Source organism: Komagataeibacter medellinensis NBRC 3288 (assembly GCF_000182745.2).
Lineage (GTDB): Bacteria > Pseudomonadota > Alphaproteobacteria > Acetobacterales > Acetobacteraceae > Komagataeibacter > Komagataeibacter medellinensis.
On the sequence record NC_016027.1, the window covers coordinates 2,524,948 to 2,543,059 of the forward strand.

18 protein-coding genes are annotated in these 18,112 nt (G+C 52.8%); 17 read left to right on the forward strand and 1 reads right to left on the reverse strand.

Translation table 11 applies throughout. The features are described from left to right. Positions 1-8 precede the first annotated feature (8 nt). From GLX_RS11925 to GLX_RS17430, 6 genes are all read left to right on the forward strand, one after another. A complete protein-coding gene (locus GLX_RS11925) occupies positions 9-1,658 on the forward strand; it encodes an MFS transporter (RefSeq protein WP_014106199.1) in 1,650 nt (549 codons plus the stop codon). Between the two features lie 131 nt (positions 1,659-1,789). Further along, a complete protein-coding gene (locus tag GLX_RS11930) occupies positions 1,790-2,818 on the forward strand; it encodes a ferritin-like domain-containing protein (protein WP_231850446.1) in 1,029 nt (342 codons plus the stop codon). 75 nt (positions 2,819-2,893) lie between these two features. Beyond that, positions 2,894-3,970 (forward strand): HlyD family secretion protein, encoded by a 1,077-nt coding sequence (locus GLX_RS11935; protein ID WP_014106201.1) that lies wholly within the window; start codon positions 2,894-2,896, stop codon positions 3,968-3,970. Next, positions 3,957-5,549, forward strand: a complete 1,593-nt coding sequence (locus tag GLX_RS11940; protein ID WP_014106202.1) for an efflux transporter outer membrane subunit — start codon at positions 3,957-3,959, stop codon at positions 5,547-5,549. Before GLX_RS11935 ends, GLX_RS11940 begins: the two co-directional genes overlap by 14 nt. Next, positions 5,546-6,274 carry a pirin family protein gene (locus GLX_RS11945; RefSeq protein WP_014106203.1) on the forward strand — a complete coding sequence of 243 codons (729 nt, stop codon included), beginning with the start codon at positions 5,546-5,548 and terminating at the stop codon, positions 6,272-6,274. Before GLX_RS11940 ends, GLX_RS11945 begins: the two co-directional genes overlap by 4 nt. Positions 6,275-6,484: 210 nt before the next feature. Next, a complete protein-coding gene (locus GLX_RS17430; RefSeq protein WP_035373518.1) occupies positions 6,485-7,090 on the forward strand; it encodes a flavin reductase family protein in 606 nt (201 codons plus the stop codon). 476 nt (positions 7,091-7,566) lie between these two features. Here GLX_RS17430 and GLX_RS17435 read toward each other — a convergent pair whose 3' ends face one another. Next, entirely contained in the window at positions 7,567-8,316 is a 750-nt protein-coding gene (locus GLX_RS17435) for an MBL fold metallo-hydrolase (RefSeq protein WP_158309234.1), read from the reverse strand. A 402-nt stretch (positions 8,317-8,718) separates the two neighbouring features. On the opposite strand from GLX_RS17435, the gene GLX_RS11960 reads away from it, so the two are divergent. The 11 genes from GLX_RS11960 to GLX_RS19385 all read left to right on the forward strand — a co-directional run bounded on the left by GLX_RS11960 (position 8,719) and on the right by GLX_RS19385 (position 17,984). Then, positions 8,719-9,501: an enoyl-CoA hydratase/isomerase family protein gene (locus GLX_RS11960; RefSeq protein ID WP_014106206.1), complete on the forward strand. Its 783-nt coding sequence runs from the start codon at positions 8,719-8,721 to the stop codon at positions 9,499-9,501. A gap of 16 nt (positions 9,502-9,517) precedes the next feature. Then, on the forward strand, positions 9,518-10,846 hold the full coding sequence (locus GLX_RS11965) for a phenylacetate--CoA ligase family protein (RefSeq protein ID WP_014106207.1): 1,329 nt from the start codon (positions 9,518-9,520) through the stop codon (positions 10,844-10,846). A 51-nt stretch (positions 10,847-10,897) separates the two neighbouring features. Continuing rightward, positions 10,898-11,938: a 1,2-phenylacetyl-CoA epoxidase subunit PaaA gene (gene paaA / locus GLX_RS11970; RefSeq protein ID WP_014106208.1), complete on the forward strand. Its 1,041-nt coding sequence runs from the start codon at positions 10,898-10,900 to the stop codon at positions 11,936-11,938. Further along, on the forward strand, positions 11,931-12,206 hold the full coding sequence (gene paaB / locus GLX_RS11975) for a 1,2-phenylacetyl-CoA epoxidase subunit PaaB (protein ID WP_014106209.1): 276 nt from the start codon (positions 11,931-11,933) through the stop codon (positions 12,204-12,206). Before paaA ends, paaB begins: the two co-directional genes overlap by 8 nt. A gap of 10 nt (positions 12,207-12,216) precedes the next feature. Beyond that, positions 12,217-12,972 carry a 1,2-phenylacetyl-CoA epoxidase subunit PaaC gene (gene paaC / locus GLX_RS11980; protein WP_014106210.1) on the forward strand — a complete coding sequence of 252 codons (756 nt, stop codon included), beginning with the start codon at positions 12,217-12,219 and terminating at the stop codon, positions 12,970-12,972. Then, the gene (gene paaD / locus GLX_RS19380) at positions 12,972-13,508 is read left to right on the forward strand and encodes a 1,2-phenylacetyl-CoA epoxidase subunit PaaD (protein ID WP_081477903.1); all 537 of its coding nucleotides are present in this window, start codon (positions 12,972-12,974) and stop codon (positions 13,506-13,508) included. Before paaC ends, paaD begins: the two co-directional genes overlap by 1 nt. Positions 13,509-13,550: 42 nt before the next feature. Further along, the gene (locus GLX_RS17445; RefSeq protein WP_158309235.1) at positions 13,551-14,630 is read left to right on the forward strand and encodes a 2Fe-2S iron-sulfur cluster-binding protein; all 1,080 of its coding nucleotides are present in this window, start codon (positions 13,551-13,553) and stop codon (positions 14,628-14,630) included. Between the two features lie 146 nt (positions 14,631-14,776). Beyond that, positions 14,777-15,265, forward strand: coding sequence for a MaoC family dehydratase (locus GLX_RS17450; RefSeq protein WP_014106213.1), 489 nt, complete (start codon positions 14,777-14,779; stop codon positions 15,263-15,265). Between the two features lie 123 nt (positions 15,266-15,388). Beyond that, the gene (locus GLX_RS11985; protein WP_041247394.1) at positions 15,389-15,814 is read left to right on the forward strand and encodes an acyl-CoA thioesterase; all 426 of its coding nucleotides are present in this window, start codon (positions 15,389-15,391) and stop codon (positions 15,812-15,814) included. A gap of 17 nt (positions 15,815-15,831) precedes the next feature. Further along, complete coding sequence (locus tag GLX_RS11990; protein ID WP_014106215.1) at positions 15,832-16,968, forward strand: acyl-CoA dehydrogenase family protein; 1,137 nt, start codon at positions 15,832-15,834, stop codon at positions 16,966-16,968. Positions 16,969-17,003: 35 nt separating this feature from the next. Next, positions 17,004-17,984, forward strand: a complete 981-nt coding sequence (locus GLX_RS19385) for a prephenate dehydratase domain-containing protein (RefSeq protein WP_014106216.1) — start codon at positions 17,004-17,006, stop codon at positions 17,982-17,984. The last annotated feature ends 128 nt before the right edge of the window (positions 17,985-18,112 follow it).

An 18,112-nucleotide genomic window follows, 5' to 3' on the forward strand; every position in this document is an offset into this window, starting at 1 on the left:
GGCGTCGTTTGACCCGGATCGACCTTCCCCTTGCGGAAGCGGTGGCTGCACCGATACCTGCTGCGCCGTCGCCACCTCCACCGCCTCCTAAAGGTCCGGCGTTCGGCCTTCGTCTCGCCACCGGTCTGATCGGTGTGTTGCTGGCCGTGCTGCTGGCCGGTTTCAACGAGCATACAACCGAAATGGCACTGGCCGATATCAAGGGGCAACTCCATATCGGGCACGACGAGGGAACATGGATTATTGCCCTGTTCGAGGCCTTCAATATTTCAGCGATGGCCTTTGCGCCATGGTGTTCCGTGACGTTCTCTATACGACGTCTGACTATCGTCATGACAGGAATGGTTGGGGTGCTTGGGCTCGCGGCTCCTTTCATGCCGAACCTTGGCGCTCTTCTGATTCTGCGTACCCTGCAGGGGTTCGCCTGTGGCTGCCTGCCTCCCATGCTCATGACGGTGGCGCTGCGCTTCCTCCCACCCAACATCAAGGTTTATGGTCTTGGCGCCTATGCGCTGACGGCGACGTTCGGTCCCAATCTCGGCGTGCCACTGGCCGGCTTCTGGTTCGAATATGTGGGCTGGCAGTTCCTATTCTGGCAGATCGTTCCGCTCTGCGTGATTTCGATGATCTGTGTGGCATGGGGGCTCCCGCAGGATCCGCTGCGGCTGGAGCGCTTCAGGCAGTTCGACTGGAGGGGACTGTTGACCGGTCTGCCTGCGATCTGCTCGCTGGTCATTGCTCTCGAACAGGGTGACCGGCTCGACTGGTTCCGCTCACCGCTTATTACACATCTGTTCTGTGGTGGTGGCTTTCTGTTTATCCTTTTCATTATCAATGAATGGTTCCATCCACTGCCGTTCTTCCGGATTCAGTTGCTCAAACAGAGAAATGTCTCGGACTCCCTGCTGACCCTGGCGGCCGTCCTCGTTCTTTGTGTTGTCACCATAGAGATCCCCTCGGTTTACCTTGAAGAGGTGAGGGGATACCGGCCCATCCAGACTGCGCCCATCGCGCTGATTTTGGCAGTTCCCCAACTGGTCGCGCTGCCACTGGTGTCTGCGCTCTGTAATATTCGCAAAGTTGATTGCCGGATCGTCCTCATGGCCGGGCTGGCCATACAGGGGGCATCCTACTGGCTGGGGACATGGATCGATTCAGACTGGGTGCGTGAGAATTTCTATATTGTCCAGCTGATGCAGGTCGTCAGCCAGCCGATGATGGTCATTTCGATCCTGATGCTGGCCACCATGGGGCTGGGACCAGCGGACGGCCCCTTCATCTCGGGCATGTTTAACATGACCAAGGGATTTGCCAATGCGATTGCGGCTGGAGTCATCGCGGCGCTTCTGCGCCGGCGGGAGCAATACCACTCCACCATGTTGCTGGATATCTACGGTTATAACCAGAATGCCCTTGACGGGATGGGCGATCCCACGAGTACGCTGCTGGCCCCCCACATCGCCGATCCTGATCGCCTGACGTGGAATACGCAGGTTCTTCTCCACGGCAAGGTCGCCGAACAATCCCTCGTACTGGCCTGCGCGGACATTTATTACGTGATGATCGGGCTCTGCGCCGCTTTCATTGTCCTCAATTTGGTCCTGCCCCAGCGGGTTTATCCGCCACGAGCGCCGTCAGTCAGCACCCCGGCCAAATAAGCCATAGGATCGAAACCATGTCAGACAGGATGCATCCCGTGTCACGCTCTACTCCTGAGTTTAAAAACATCCTATCACCCAATGAAAGTATCGAAGTATTCAGGACTGATCTTGAGCGGATTTATGGGAACATGCCCCAGGCTGGCGATATTGGGCAGGCCGGGAGCAAGGCGCTCGCCGATGCAGATTATCGTAGCCGGCACTGGCAGAGTAGCGAACCGGGCCCCTTGAGGCCGGGTAGTCTTGCTCATAAGCGGGCGGTGTCGCGCATGTTCCGCGATACGTTCAATCCGTACCGGCCTTCCGTCATCGACTGGCCCCGGCTTGATCCTGATACATTGCGACGCATCACATCTCTGCCGATCTGGGGCATCGCGGTTGAAACCGAAGGCAAGGCGCGTCTCAGGATGGCGGCCTACGCTGCGACGATTGCCGACCCTGACATGAAGAATGCCATCGCCCGGAATGCGTGGGAGGAAAATCGCCATAAGGAAGTCCTCTCCCGGCTGGTGGAGGCCTATGGGATACCGATGGCCAAGGAGCCGCCGTACATCACCCCGCGTGACACGGAATGGGCCTATATGGTCACAGGTTTTTCCGAGTGCGTAGACAGCTTCTTTGCTTTCGGACTGTTCGAACTGGCAAAGCGCTCCGGGTTCTTTCCCGCCGAACTGGTCGAGACGTTCGAGCCGGTCATGCAGGAAGAATGTCGCCATATTCTCCTGTTCGCCAACTGGCTGGCGTGGCATCGCGCCACGGTGCCGCTGTGGAAGCGCCCATGGTTCGAGGCCCGTGTGGTCGGTGTCTGGCTGTTCCTCGCATGGGAGCGGATCGGCATGGTCAGAAGTATGGATGCCGACGGAAATGTGCGCGAGCAGGACGCGAATTTCACCGTATCGGGAGCAAAAGACGTGTCCAGCATCGACCTCAGCCTGCGGGAGCTTCTGGGCATCTGCCTCGTCGAAAACAACCGACGGTTTGCTGGGTATGACGTGAGATTGCGCCGACCCCGGATGATGCAGGGCCTCTCCCGATGCCTTCGCTACGTTCTTCCCCGTTCAAAGCCTCCCACAGTCGCCGCATCACGACCAAACCTGGTCGAGAAGATCGGTGGCATATGCTTTGCGGGTCTTCTCGTTCTTTACGCGTGGACGATGTGACCCCGCTTTCCAACATCCTGCCTGCCTCGCTGACGCACCGGTTCAAGTACGCTGCCGAGGATTTCTGGAGCTGAAATGTCACGTACACGAAATCTTATGCTGATCGGCGCAGGCGTCGTCGGTCTTGGCGCCACCGCCTGGTTCGCGGACCGCCTCATTCTCGGTGACGGTGTTCATGTCGAAACCAACGATGCTTACGTTACGGCTTACTCCACGCTGGTTGCCCCGAAGGTTTCGGGTCGTATCGATCAGGTGCAAGCACGGGACAACGAGCGGGTCCATACGGGTGAAGAACTCGCCCATATCGAGGACGATGATTACCGCGCCGCACTGAAAGTTGCGCAGGGGAACGTCGCGGTCGCGCGAGCAGATATCGCCAATCTGCAGGCTGAACTGAACAGACAGAACGCAGTCATCGCGGCAGCCGCCGCAACAGTGCAGGCCGACGAGGCAGCCCTCGAATTCGCCCGTCAGGATGAAGCGCGTTACCGGAATCTGTCCGCAGGAGGTGCTGGCACGGTCGAGCAGCGCCAGCGGACAGCATCCGGGACGCGGCAGATCGTCGCGACGTTGGCGAGGGATGAGGCTGGTGTCCAGGCCGCGAAAGACCAGGAGGCCGTCCTGACCGCACAACTTGACCGGGCAAAAGGAAGTCTCGTCCGGGCAGAGGGAGAATTGCGTCAGGCGGAACTGGATCTGTCCTACTGCACGATTCCTGCGCCCATCGATGGTGTCGTAGGTGTGCGTGGCGTACGCGTCGGCAATTACGTTCATGCCGGGACCGCGCTCATGGCCGTCGTGCCCGTGCAGGATGCCTTTGTTGTGGCGCATTTTCAGGAGACGCAGCTGACTCATGTGTTGCCGGGACAGAAAGCCACGGTATGGGTGGATACGTTCCCTGGTCATCCGCTCCGCGCCCATGTGGACAGCATACCGCCTGCGACCGGTGTCGCGTTTGCCCCCATCCAGCCGGACAATGCCACCGGGAACTTTACCAAGGTCGTCCAGCGTCTGCCGGTTCGTGTAACCTTTGATCCCGGTCAGCCCCTGGCTGCTCGTGTGCGGGTGGGCATGTCCGTCGAGGTCCGCATCGATACGTCCTCAACGCCGGAAGGCAGCAAGGCCAGGGACGCGCGCTATGTCTGGCAGTAAGACGACGATCGCCACCGTGCGTCTATTACGTTCTCGCTTGGCCGCATGGCTGGCTCTCGGCCTACCCATAGCAGGATGCACGGTCGGACCTGATTACCATAAATCATCACCGGCCTCGCCAACATCCTGGCATCAGAGTGTCGTGTCCGCTGAAAGTCATCCGGTACAGGCGCCGCTCGATCCGGAATGGTGGAACATCTATAATGATCCCGTCCTGACCGCACTTGAACAGCAGGTGGCGGGAGCCAATCTTGACCTGCGTGCAGCAGCCTATCGCTTCGCCGAGAGCATGGCGGAGCGCAGGATTGCGAGCGCTGCCCAGTTCCCGCACGCTGAAGCCAATGCCTCCTATGCGCGGGAGCGGGCCAGTCCCAATGGTGTGCTGGGTCTGCTTGGCACCATGGAAGAGCAGGGTGCAGGGTCAATCGCGAGTGGAACGCAGGGATTCGGTCCCACACGCCTTCCGGGGGCCGCAGGCGCTTCATCCTTCAACCTGCCGCAATATGGTATGAATGCCTCGTGGGAAGTGGATTTCTGGGGTCATGTCCGCCGACAGGTCGAGGCTGCGACAGCGGCCATGCGCGCGACCGAGGATATGCGGCGCGACGTGCTGGTATCGCTCATGGCGGAAACCGCGCAGGACTACCTCGAACTGCGGGGGGTGCAGGCCCAGATCGGGATTGTCGAAAATAACATAGGGATCGCGCGCCATAGCGTGCAACTAACGACTTTACGTTTTACTCAAGGGGCGGCGACCCGCCTGGATGTCGCAGATTCCACGGGCCAACTGTACAGTTTTGAATCCCGTCTTCCCGTTCTGAAAAGCCAGGAAGTGCATCTGATCAACGCGCTGAGTTTTCTGGTTGCACGCGAGCCGGGTGCTCTCACGGCGCAGCTTGGTAAACCTGCGCCGGTTCCGCCCGTGCCAGTGTCTGTGCCGGTTGGCCTGCCGTCCGAGCTGGCCGAACGGCGGCCGGACATCCGTATGGCTGAGGAGCGTTTGCACGCCGCGACGGCCAATATCGGTGTGGCCATCGCCGACTTCTTCCCACGTGTCACGCTGTCGGGAAGTCTGGATGTGCAGGCGCTCCAGTTCAGCGGGCTGGGGTCATGGGCATCGCGACAGTACGGGTTCGGACCGACAGCGACACTACCGATCTTCGAAGGTGGCCGACTGACGGGGCAGCTCCGCCTGCGCAAGGCGCAGCAGAGGGAGGCCGCTGTCATGCTTCAGCGCACAGTCCTGAAAGCCTGGCAGGAAATCGACGACGCCATGGCTGATCTCTCGGCGGCGCAGAACCAGAGGGATCGTCTCGCTGAAGCCGTCAAGGAAAACCAGATCGCCGTGCAAACGGCTCAGGCCCAGTATGTGCAAGGATCGTCCGACTTCCTGAACGTCCTGACCTTGCAGAATGCGCTTCTGGCGACCCAGAACCAGCTTGTGCAGGCCACAACCAACGTCTCCACCTCGGCGGCTCGTCTCTACCGTGCGCTCGGTGGGGGATGGGAGCGGCGGTTCCCGGTTGAGGGGCGCCGTTATGCGGCAGGCTCGTCATCAGCGGCAAAGGGGAAATCATGATCATACTTCGTGCCGCCAGGGATATGGGGACGGTCACGCAACCTGGCGTGGTCATTCGCTGTCATTTCTCTTTCGCGGAATACCGCAATCCAGCTCACGTCCACTGGGGGCAGATTCGTGCAATCAATACCGCTGTCTTCGAGCCGTTTGCCGAATTCCGGCTGGGAGAAGAGGAAGCGCGAGATATTGTCACAATTGTTCTCAAAGGCAATTTTTTTGCCGAAGTTGGCGGTCAGGCACCGCATCAGCTTCAAGAGGGCGATATCCATTTGCTCAGTGCAGGGCAGGGAATTCAGGAGGCGAAATGGTGGGCCGCCAGTCCGGACTCTTCGTTCGTGCAGGTATGGCTGCTGCCGGACGAAGAGGGCGGGGTGCCGGAGAGTGTGGTTCATCACCGTCCGGTTCGGCATGGGCAAAATGCGCTCGCCATTCTGGCGAGCGGCTTCGCCGAGGATTCACCAGAAGACACCGATAGCGGACAAGCAGACGAACCAGTTCCGCTTCGTGCGTCTGCGCGGATCATGGGTATGATCCTGCAGTCGGGAGTTACGACGCACTACACCACAGGAGCGGGACGGCTGCTTTACCTCATCGTGCTTTCGGGCACGATAAAGATCAATGATCAGCCTATCAGTAGCGGGGCGGGTGCGGCAATTTATAACGAAATAGAGGTAAGACTTCAGGGCGAGACCAATCCCACCATCCTGTTGATTGATACGGCCTGAAGACCTGAGTGTTTTCATGGGACACGTTAAAGTGATAGTTCGTTCAGAAACAAGTTGATTCATAAAGATAGGGGAATTTTGGGGTAGGACTACCAACGTGGGGCGCTATATATACAGACTCATCGGTTCGTGAAGTTCCGGTAACTTCGGTCAGCACGTCCCGAACAACTGACCCCGCTTATGGATCTATATTTTCGGGAGTACAGAATAATGAAGACAACTCGTATCCCTCATCGAAGCATGTATTACGGTACGCCGGTCGCCTTGGTCTGTACGCAGAACAGCGACGGCTCGGAAAATCTGACGCCCATGTCGTCATCCTGGTCCCTCAGGGACTTCGTAGTGCTTGGCTTAGGATGTGCGTCTCAGGCTATGGAAAATTTACGTCATCGGCCTCGACTGACGGTAAACCTTCCTTCTGCAGATATGTGGGAATCAATTGAGCGTATTGCAGTGTTTACAGGGAAAAATCCCGTTCCTGACCATAAAGCAACACACTTCTCTTATTGTCGGGACAAGTTTGAGGCTGCAGGGCTGACGCGGCTCACATCAACCGAAGGGGGTCCGTCACGCGTTGCCGAGTGTCCGATCCAGATTGAGGCCGTCGTGAATACAGTGACCGACGTTTCGGATAATCCAGAAGGGTTCTCCGTTATCATCGCAAAAGCCGTCGCGATGCATGCTGCGGTCGGGATCCTTGATGAAACGTCTGGTCAGATTGATCCGGTAAAATGGGATCCTCTTATATTCAGTTACAAGACTTATCACGGTGTCGGATCTGAATTGGGTCGTATGGCCCGTGTCATAAGATCCTGAAGGGATCGCGCAGTGAGGTTTATTGTCACCCCGGCATTAGAATATCAGAACATAAAGATATCGTTCCAAATCTCGTAACTGACTGATTTTATATCTGACTTCAAAAAGGTGTTCTGTCGCCAGCTTACGGACGTCTTTACTCGCGCGATGCTCACCTGATTGAAGCATAATCGCCCTGACTTCATGTGGCACGACCGTTGGATACTGGTTCTTGCCACTGTGGTCCTTGCTCTGTGTTGGGAACAGAGCGGTATTTGTGCCCCCGCTTGCTATGCGGCAGCGCAAGACTCGGTCCAGGAAGAGGAAACGGCGCATACTTTAGGCGATATTACGCACCCTCGGCCTCATGGTACCATAGGTGACGCCTATTTTTCGAACAGACCGTACCGTCTGTAATTTCTGAATAGGAGGTAAGCAATCACAGATCCGAAGGCAAACACCTAGGGATTTCTAACACCATCCACGTCTGACAGGCTCTAATTTAAATACCAAGCTTCCTCCACACACCTCGCAATGTTCAGTCGAGCCAATTCCTCAAGATGTGACAACAGTGTGAGGCGGACGGCCTCGTGTTTATGCTTGTCAGCTAGTCTGTAGGCACGCAGCGCGAGTGCATCGAGCGTTAAAGGCCTCTTGGTTAATAACGCCCGGATTTCGTCTAGACGCTCAATACGACGGCACAATAGTGCTCTAACGACCAACTGCGGTTCATGAAGCGGTGGCCCATGCGCCGGAAGCAAAAGGGCGTCTTTACGTGACAGCACAAGTTTTAGGCTCTCCATATATAGCCTAAGATTTCCCTCAGGAGCCGGAGGTACAACGGATGTCGACCACCCCATTATATGATCACCGGTAAAAAGAACGCCATTTTGCGTAGCAAAACAGATATGATCTAGTGTATGACCCGGAGTGCCTATGGCTTGAAGGCCCCCAATGACGTCTCCGTCTTCCAGCCGAATTATCTCCAACTGTTCATTTGCAAGACTGTTCTTGTGAACAGCAACCGGAGCTCCCGTCTGTTCCTGAAGCTCCCGTGCGCCTCCGTAATGATCGGCATGCCAATGGGTAATCAAAATATACTCAATATTCCCTCCTGTCGCATTAAGTATTGAATTGATATGTCCGGGATGATCGCTTCCTGGATCAATTACAATTGTACCTGTCTCGGTCTGAATAAGCCACGTGTTAGTTCCATGATAAGTCATAGGACCGCAGTCCGTGGTCACGATGCGCCGTATTCCTGTCGTAACACACAGTGGCTCACCCTTCGGCGGAGGAGGCTCATAGACTTTCCATGCATTTCTATTTGACATGATACATGATGCTCCGTAGCACATAAATATCAATTAACGTCCAAGAAACTGCTTTCCGAGGTACGGGCATCATCCCCTATGCCGAAAAGCTACACATTATTATTCATGCAACTACGTTGCGACACCAACCTATACATAAAATTTCAACAAAAAAACCGTAAGAAATTACAGTATTTTTTTTGTCCATCCATGTGGCATCCTCGTTAACGATGGGCGCGGAAGGAGGCAGCGTCAGCATTAATGCTATAGTGCTGCCGAACCCTTTCTCAGCGCCTCCATAACGAGCGAAACGTACGATACGTGGAGTACTTTGCCATGGCAGATTGGTCGATCGATAACCCACATGCTGGCGTTGCGCGCATACGCATCACGCGAGGTGCCCGACGTAACAGTTTCACCAGTCGGCTTCTGCACGAGCTTGCTGAAAAAATAGAAGTATTGTCAGGATCGCCCGATATCAAAGTCCTTATTCTTTGTGGAGAAGAAACGTGTTTTTCGTCAGGTCATGATCTTCACGACCTCGGTATGGTTGAAGGGCATGATACCAGAGACTTTGGGCTTGTCGTTATTGAAGACTATCTGCCACTAATTTCTGTCCTGAACAAATTTAACGGAGCAACCATATGTGCGGCCCGTGGCATGGTTGTTGGCTCAGCAGTAGGAGTTATGCTTGCGTGCGACATCGTATTACTTGGGGATACATGTCAGATCAGCCTTCCATTTTCGCGTCTTCACCTAATCCCTGATGGTGGACTGACATATTTTCTGACCCGAGCCATTGGAAGGGTCCGAGCGCTTGGTATGGCGCTTACCGGTCAGCCCCTGTCCGCGCACGAAGCAGCAGAAGCTGGGATGGCCTGGAAAGTCCGCGATGATAACGAGGTCGACGGTTTTGCTATTACTCTGGCGGAGAAGCTCTCATTAGTAGATAACCAAGCTCTTGCAGCAACGCGCAAACTAATTGACGGATCTTATAACGGTGACCTTGAAGCGGCTATTCTAAAAGAAGCCGTCGGCCAGAAAATACGACAGCAGTCTACTGCAACATGCCAGGCTATAGATGCGTTCGTAAACAAACCAAAGAAAAAACATTCGTAGTGGGCCGGAGGCTACCATGAACGTTGACTCTCCTTCCGTCAGCCAGCGCGACGAGCAACGCCTGCTGCATGTCTCACGCGATGAGCTTCTCGATCACCAGTCACGACGACTTCGCAATATTGTGTCGTGGGCCTACGAACGAGTCCCCTATTATCGAGGGATGTTTCAAGAACACGGCATAGGGCCGCAAGACATTCGCGATATTGAGGATCTTACTAAACTACCTCTTCTTACGAAGGACGCCTTTCGTGCGACCTATCCATTTGGACTATTCGCTGTACCGCAAAGTCAGCTAACACGCATCCATGCCTCATCAGGCACAACTGGAAAGCCAACTGTCGTAGGCTATACCGCTGAGGACTTGTCCACGTGGGCCAACCTGATGGCGAGATCGTTGACGGTTGCCGGCGCGCGCCGAGGTGATACTGTTCAAATCGCTTTCAATTATGGGCTATTCACAGGCGGGCTTGGCGCACATTACGGGGCCGAAGCTGCTGGGTGCGTAGTAGTGCCTGCATCAACTGGCAATACAGACCGTCAGGTTGATTTAATTCTAGATTTGGGACCAAAGGTCATACTCTGCACACCAAGCTATCTTCGCGTGCTTCTAACCGCGATGGCTGCTCGTGGAATCACGAAAGAACAATGTTCACTGAAGGTGGCAGTGCTAGGAGCGGAGCAATGGTCGGAAAACTTTCGTAACCGGATAATTACCGACTTCCCATATAATATCACACCCGTAAATATTTATGGTCTATCTGAAATAATGGGCCCAGGGGTCGCCTGTGAAAACGGAGAAACCTTGGATGGGCTGACACTATGGGAAGACCATTTTCTGGCTGAAATCATCGATCCGAAAACTTTGCGTCCGGTTCCATCGGGCGAACTCGGTGAATTGGTAATTACCTGCTTAACGAAGGAAGCCCTACCAATTGTGCGGTATCGAACAGGCGATCTCACCCGTCTATTGCCGCCAACTTGGTCTACGTTTCAAAGGATCGATCGCATTTCGGGGCGTGCGGACGACATGTTTATCGTCAGGGGGCTGAATATCTTTCCGAGTACCATAGAAGAAATTATCTGCCAGTTTCCAGAGTTAGGTACTGACTACCAGATACATCTATCGCGGCCAATGCACCTTGATGAAATGGAGCTTCACTGTGAGTCATCCTACCCTCTTGCTTCTGCAACTTCTACGAATGACATTGCTGATAGGCTTACAAAACTCGTACAGATGAAAACCGGAGTAAGCTCGAAAGTAAAGATCTGCGCGCCTGGCATTCTCGCAAATCTCGGCGGCTCTAAGGTCAAGCGTATTTTCGATAGCCGCATGGGAAAAATCTAGTGTGCTCAGCTTTCGATTGAGACCCGCATCGCTACATGAGGGAATTCTGTCATGACTATTAATCAACTTTCTAACTTGCCGAATAAATCAGTTATGTCACCTCTCGACGAGCCCTCAATGGCCAATGTGTCCGACATCCAAATTCAGAGCAAGGAGGACGTGTTCGACGCTTATGTCGCACACGGCGGGAGAGTGGAAGCAAGTCACTGGATGCCAGATGCATACCGTAAGACCTTAATAAGGCAAGTGAGTCAACACGCCCATTCAGAGATAGTGGGAATGTTACCCGAAGCAAATTGGCTAATTTCTGCACCGTCACTTGAGCGAAAGCAAATATTAATCGCGAAGGTGCAGGATGAGGCCGGGCACGGGCTTTATCTCTATTCCGTAGCAGAAACCCTCGGGGCAAAGCGAAAGGACCTAACCGACGCGCTTATTGACGGGCGTGCTAAGTATAGCTCCGTGTTTAATTACCCTTCGTTGACGTGGGCAGACGTTGGTACAATCGGGTGGCTTGTAGACGGGGCAGCTATTCTTAATCAAGTCACTCTCTGTGAAACGTCGTATGGCCCATATGCGCGTGCGATGATCAGAATATGCCGCGAGGAATCCTTTCACCAACGTCAGGGATTCGAAGCTCTCTATCGGATGTTTGCCGAGGGAACTGACGCCCAACGATCCATGATCCAGGATTCTATAAACCGTTGGTGGGCTCCTTCTCTTATGATGTTCGGACCACCAGACACAGACAGTAATAACAGTGCGCAGTCGATGAAATGGGGGATAAAAATTAAGACGAATGACACGCTTCGGCAGGAATTCGTCAACACGATTGCAAAACAATCTCGGATCATCGGCGTCACAATACCGGATCCGAGTCTGAAATGGTGTCCCGTTTCCGGAAATTACGTATTTACCCAACCAGATTGGGAGGAGTTCTACGAAGTCATTGGCGGCAGGGGAATGTGTAACCAGGATCGACTGGAAAATATACGACGCGCGCGTGACGATAATGAGTGGGTAATGGATGCCGCAGAGAAATACGAGGCGCAGCAGGGTAATTATGCGGCAGGAGATCCGAACCATGCCTGAATTATGGGAAGTGTTTATCCGCCCAAAAAATGGAATCGATTTTCGCCATTGTGGCAGTGTCCGCGCAGCCGACCCAGAATTAGCTCTTCAGGCCGCAAGAGATCTCTATACGCGTCGTCAGGAGGCTATCGCGATTTGGGTCGTAAAGTCGAAAAATATCCATGCGCTAGATCCTGACATCCGGGACGTTTATTTCGCCTCGGCTGACGAGCATCCCGAACGTTACGCTGGATATTACTCTCTCCCCGAGGGCGTCGAAGATATCTAGGAGAACGGCTGTGCTTGAAGACAAAAAAAATCAGTTGCCGAAGAGCGCTGCGTTTACACTGACACTGGCCGACAGTTGTTTCATTCAAACCCAGCGTCTTTGTCAATGGTGTGGGCAAGCACCATCTCTGGAAGAGGAAATGGCAATCTCGAATATTGCTTTGGACACACTCAGCTATGCAAGGTATCTATACCAAGAGACGATCAACCGAGTAGAACTTCCCGAGACGCCAGATACGCTGGTTTTTAAGCGCGATGCCCGACAATATCGAAATTTTCGGTTTATTGAGCTTCCGCAATATTCTTTTGCTGATCTGGTATTGAGGAATCTAATTTTTTCCTCGTTTCTGCAAAATATGTTTCAACGCAACAAGATTGCCGATGAGAAGTTCTATTCATTTTCAGAAAAGGCCATTGTGGAAATCCAGTACCACGTCGACCATGCTCACAACTGGATACGCCGTTTGTCCGTTGGCACGGCCATTGCGAAACAACGGATCCAATCCGCTTTAGATATCGTCTGGCCCCACACAAGAGAACTATCCTTGTTCTCAGAAGAGTTTGATGTCACAGATCACCTACAATCACAAACTCGGTGTTCGTGGCATCATCGTGCAACTGATTTGTTGCGTGAGGTTGGCCTTGCCTTGCCCTCTCTGCCTGACAGGTACAGGTGTGGATACGACGGCTATCATACAGAACACCTTGGGCGCCTGATTTCAGAAACCCAGTCGGTTTATCGGGAATTTCCTGGAGGAATCTGGTGATGACCGGTGTAACGCACGAATTTAAGTCTAGCCATTGGAGCTCGGCGCAATCTGCCGAGAGAGTTTGGCAGATACTTTCAGATGTTCGCGATCCCGAACTTCAAGTCGTTTCTGTTGTCGAACTGGGCATGATTGCCGACGTAACGATTAACGAAATGGGATCAGTGCATGTCGGCCTCAAACCGAGTTATCTTGGCTGTCCCGCCTTACGTTATATAGAAGAATCCATCATTCGTGCCTTAAATTCGGCTGGTATACCCTCAGCAGTAGTTCATAGAGTGCTTTCTCCCGGATGGTCTCCATCGGACATCAGTGAGGCTGGGGCAGAGAAACTTCGGGCGGAGGGTATTCACATATCATCCCCAAGCACCGTTCCGGCACAAAAACATCCAAGGGAGCAATCACTAGCACCAAAGTGTCCCGCATGCGGGAGCGATAATCTTATCATAACTTCGTCCTTTGGAGCCTCCCCCTGTCTTCAAATGGCTCGGTGTGAGGTGTGCGGTGAACCGCAGGCGGTCTTTCGTTGCAGATAAGAATGCCGTTGGATCTTGATAGGAGCAGTAGTGATGACGCGAATGACAACCACGATCGTCCAGGAGGCGGTAAGAGAAGCGGAAAATTCGATTCAATTTTCTCTCGACCCACAGCATCTACCGTTTTCGATGAATGCGGTACGCCCAGGTCATTTCGTTACTATTCGTAAATTGGGGGCAAATTCGACGCAAGGGAGATCCTATTCGGTCGCAAGTGGCATAGGTGACGACAAGGTGACCTTTGGTATTCGTGCAAGCGGACGGGCAGGGGTATCTACTTCCCTCGTCGAAGAAATTAGATCTGGATACAAACTCGAGGTGTCTAACTTACTGGGCAATGTTCTCGCAACTGACTATGAAATACAAAACGCGAGAGAGGTATTAGCAATCTGTGCGGGGAGCGGCATTACTCCTGCAATGAGCTTAATGAAATCGGTATTTAAAAGTAACCCATATGCAAATATTACTCTACTCTACATTAATCGCTCGCCACAGACCGTGATGTTTCTGGATGCACTCTGTTCATTGAAGGATATTTATAACAGCCGTTTCTCCATTTTGAACCGATTTACGCGTACCGGCTATGACGATGGAAAAGATATCCGCCAGGGGCGAATTACCGAGCCTGCAATTCAAGCGCTAGTAAAGGCTTGTGTGCATCCGGAAGCGTTGCCCGACATTGCGGTGACCTGTTGCCCTCCCGCGCTCCACAGTCCGTTCGAAACGGAACTCCTTGCTGCGGGCATCCCTGCTTCGGCAGTCCGCACTGAAGGATTTGGTGGTTCAACGCTCACGGTCAAGGACGAAAAAGATGCTAGCCGAGCAGAGTCGGGAAGCGAGGTTGTCGTAACGGTCCTGCATGGAGGCATCCAGTATATCGTCCCAGTGGACCCTAATGGTGAGACACTGCTACAGGCAGCCCTTCGTGCGGGGGTGGTTCTGCCGCATTCATGTAGGACCGGTGTTTGTAAAACATGTCGTGCGGTGGTGACACATTCGGAGGAAGATTATCATACCACGCACCAAGGAGTGGACGTTGTGCTGGCATGCCAATACCGCCCTACTGCTTCCTGCACTGTCTCGTGTGATGATGCACTGGGAATCCGTCAATCGTTAGCATGAAGTTAGAGAAACATTTATCTGGCGGGTTCGAAAAACCCCTATTTAAGGCTTTTTGTCCGCAACAATATCAATGAGTTATGATTTCATAATCGACTCAAAAGAGGGTTTTTCGAACCCTCCATCTTATATCTTGCGAGGAGTCTCCAATGCATCCCTTCGAAATACCCTTCTCAGAAATCTCGCAACTTGTGGAATTCACCACTCATGGCCGCACACTTACCGAAACCGATATCGTGATGTTTTCTGGTATTTCTGGAGATTATTTCTACCTGCATACAGATGAGATGGCCTCTAAAAAAACCGTGTTCAATGGACGTATCGCCCACGGATACTTAATATTGGCCATCATTTCGGGACTAATTAGTTTGCCGCGTCAGGGGAGCGTCGTCGTAAATTATGGAATTGATAGACTACGCTTTCTCAAGCCTGTCGTTCCAGGTAACACATTGCGTGCAAAAATGAGATGCGTTGGCACAGAACAGAAGGCGCGTCGTAAAGGGCTCCCCTCGGGAGGTGTTGTTACATGGGAGGTCACTGCTCTCAACGAGGAAAATGCTGAAGTTATGTCAATGAATATGCTTACCTACGTTAGCGACGAATTTGCGTCAGGCTGCAACGCAGGGTCCTCTGATTAGTCTTCCTCGAAATACTGGTAATATTAACAGTAGATCGGAATCACGTGGTTTGTGAAACTGCCATACTATAAGTGCCATCCTAGTCGATTCTGGCGTCTTTTCTGGGCACTTCGGAGAAAAACAATGGCTACATCCTTCCAGACAAGAATTCCCGTCCGTTATAGGGATACGGACTCAATGGGGCATGTTAGCAGTCCTGTGTACTATGATTATCTTCAGCATGCTTATCTTGAATACATGTTCGCACTACTCGGCCTTCCCCGCTCCGAAAAACTACCGCAGATCATGGTTAAGACATCTTGTGAATACGTAGCTCCGGCATTCTTCGGGGATGTCCTTATCATCGAAAGCAAGGTCACGGGCTTCGGGAACAAAAGTTTCGAAATGGAGCACATCTTTTATAAAGATACGGATGAACGCCCTGTCATCGCCCGTACTTATTCCAAACATGTCATGTTCGATTATGACCGAAACACAACTGTCCCCGTAAGTGCGGAATTTCGAGACGAAGTTAACGCTTTCCAAGATGCGGTCGAGTTAACGGTGTGACGTGAAAGGGAAGCGTCATGGAGTGGCAAGGGAACGGACAGTCAATCTACGACCGTTACAAACGTCTGGGCATCAAGCTTAGGACAAGGGACGGTATAGCCCCCCATCAATTTGATCAAGACGGGTGGGATGCCCTGCGCGAAGAAGGGCTCTGGGAGTTGATCTGCCCTGAAGGTAGAAAAGCAGACAATAGCTGCTGGTGGCAATTTACTGCGGCGCTAGATGGACTTTCGTCAGCAATCGGATCCTCTGGTTTACTTTTGTCCATAATCGCTCAGGCAGGTATTGTGCGGGGGCTCGACAGGTGGGGCTCCGACGCGCAACGGGAAAAATACCTTGAGGCTGTCCGGACCGGTAAGCTTAGCGCAACAGGTATCGCTGAACCAACCACAGGAACCGATGTTCGAGATGTTCACACACTACTAACGCCATTCGGGAACGGTTATAAGCTGAATGGATCGAAATTTAATATTGCGCATGCGCCTGTCGCTGATTTTTTCCTAATCGTATGCAAGCAAGAAACGGGAGCAGTAAGTCTCGTCTTCCTCGACCGCGGAACTCCGGGTTTAGTGACAGGAAATTATGATCTCAAGTTAGGCAATAAAAATCTCCCCACCGGTCCGATTGCTTTGGACGACGTGTATGTTTCTCCCGAGCAAATTCTCGGTAACGTAGACCGGGGACTGCGCCAGCTCATCGATATAGTTACCTTAGGCAGGGTTTATTATGGTTTAGTCGCCTCTAATTTACTACGTCCTTTCCTCACATCCGCAATAGAGTATGCAGAAACGAGGGTGAGTTTTGGCTCGCCCATCATTGAGCACCAGCACATCCAACGACGTCTGACCGACATCATTACGCGGATCGAGAGATCCCGATGGACAGCACTTGGTGCTCTCGGGCGACTATTTTCGGAACACCCTCAGTCGCTGCTCGATTGCTCCATAGCAAAGGTCGTTGGTGCAGACGACGTCATTAGCAACGGGCTCGAATTGATGAAGCTGTATGGTAGCCTCGGCTATCATATAGGACCCGTTTCCTCAGTGCTCCAGGACGCGCTCGGCTTCGCCAGTGTGGGGGGTACTGAGGAGATGCACCGGAAGAACATCATGAATCAGATTCTACGGCTGAAGAAGAAAACTACGAACGATTAAACTCCGGCGCTTTTTGGCGTTTTGGGAGGCAAAGTATGCCACAATTCGTTGACGACAGGCTTAACGAGTTTCTGCAGAGCGACGGGGGCTCAATAGCCCATCTCGGTCCTTCAGGATCGTTCTCGCATGAAGTATGCAGTTCAATCAGTTCGCGCGTGCGTCCCGAACCACGACGGACATTCGGGGATGTGATTGACGCAGTTGTCACTCAGAACGTCGATTACGGGCTAATCCCAATTTATAACACAATTGCAGGACAAATAATCGCAGGATGGAGCGCGCTTCTGGACAGCGGAGTGATCGCCGTTGGCGCGTATGTCCACCGCATTAGCCTCGCGTTACTTGCACGTGAAGGAGCGACACTATCTACGATTCGTCGCGTCGTGTCCCATTCTGCCGCGTTGAGGCAGTCTAGCCATTGGCAGCGGCGCATGCTCATTGGAGCGCAGGTGTCACATAGTACTGCGGCGGGCGCCGCATTAGTCTCGAGAACGAGATCTCGAGAGTTGGCGGCCATAGGCTCGCCTAACCTTGCAGATCGTTACAATCTCTCGCTGGTTGCACACGATATTGCCAACGATGTGGACAATGAAACTACCTTTCTGTTGATTCAAAGACAAAATGACACGGCGGCGACAGATAATAAATTTCAAAGGACATCTCAGATCTGCTGCCCGGTCTCGCCGAATGTGCTGCTTTCAAGGGTTGCGCCTGAGGGAGAGAGGGCAAACGAACGTGAGAGGTTACGATCGCAAATAAGTTTCACTTGCCGTTCGGGCAGGGCACTCGAGATCTTCTTGAAAAACGAAGATGGGTCCACAAATGAGACACTAATTCATGGCTGTTCAGTTCGAACGGAAGGTCGTTATCTAGGTCATATCCCAGTGGCTGCCACCAATGTCGACCGCCTTTATCGCGCATTTGGTTTCCAGAGTAATTTCTTAAGAGACCATTTTTTGGGGAATATACCAAAAGACAATTCATATATAGTTATATACTCAAGGGTTCTTCAATAATTTTTGGGCTGAATTTGTAACCAGAAATACAATATAATAAAATACAATTTATTATATTGATGTCGATTTTTAACACGCGTTCCCGCGGAGGGTCACGTAATGGGCGCTCTGATATCTCGCGATCGAGG

Coding starts and splice junctions, on each gene's coding strand:
- GLX_RS11930 (WP_231850446.1), top strand. CDS start 1,790: ATGCCCCAGGCTGGCGATATTGGGCAGGCCGGGAGCAAGGCGCTCGCC.
- GLX_RS11935 (WP_014106201.1), top strand. CDS start 2,894: ATGTCACGTACACGAAATCTTATGCTGATCGGCGCAGGCGTCGTCGGT.
- GLX_RS11940 (WP_014106202.1), top strand. CDS start 3,957: ATGTCTGGCAGTAAGACGACGATCGCCACCGTGCGTCTATTACGTTCT.
- GLX_RS11945 (WP_014106203.1), top strand. CDS start 5,546: ATGATCATACTTCGTGCCGCCAGGGATATGGGGACGGTCACGCAACCT.
- GLX_RS17430 (WP_035373518.1), top strand. CDS start 6,485: ATGAAGACAACTCGTATCCCTCATCGAAGCATGTATTACGGTACGCCG.
- GLX_RS11960 (WP_014106206.1), top strand. CDS start 8,719: ATGGCAGATTGGTCGATCGATAACCCACATGCTGGCGTTGCGCGCATA.
- GLX_RS11965 (WP_014106207.1), top strand. CDS start 9,518: ATGAACGTTGACTCTCCTTCCGTCAGCCAGCGCGACGAGCAACGCCTG.
- paaA (WP_014106208.1), top strand. CDS start 10,898: ATGACTATTAATCAACTTTCTAACTTGCCGAATAAATCAGTTATGTCA.
- paaB (WP_014106209.1), top strand. CDS start 11,931: ATGCCTGAATTATGGGAAGTGTTTATCCGCCCAAAAAATGGAATCGAT.
- paaD (WP_081477903.1), top strand. CDS start 12,972: ATGACCGGTGTAACGCACGAATTTAAGTCTAGCCATTGGAGCTCGGCG.
- GLX_RS17445 (WP_158309235.1), top strand. CDS start 13,551: ATGACAACCACGATCGTCCAGGAGGCGGTAAGAGAAGCGGAAAATTCG.
- GLX_RS17450 (WP_014106213.1), top strand. CDS start 14,777: ATGCATCCCTTCGAAATACCCTTCTCAGAAATCTCGCAACTTGTGGAA.
- GLX_RS11985 (WP_041247394.1), top strand. CDS start 15,389: ATGGCTACATCCTTCCAGACAAGAATTCCCGTCCGTTATAGGGATACG.
- GLX_RS11990 (WP_014106215.1), top strand. CDS start 15,832: ATGGAGTGGCAAGGGAACGGACAGTCAATCTACGACCGTTACAAACGT.
- GLX_RS19385 (WP_014106216.1), top strand. CDS start 17,004: ATGCCACAATTCGTTGACGACAGGCTTAACGAGTTTCTGCAGAGCGAC.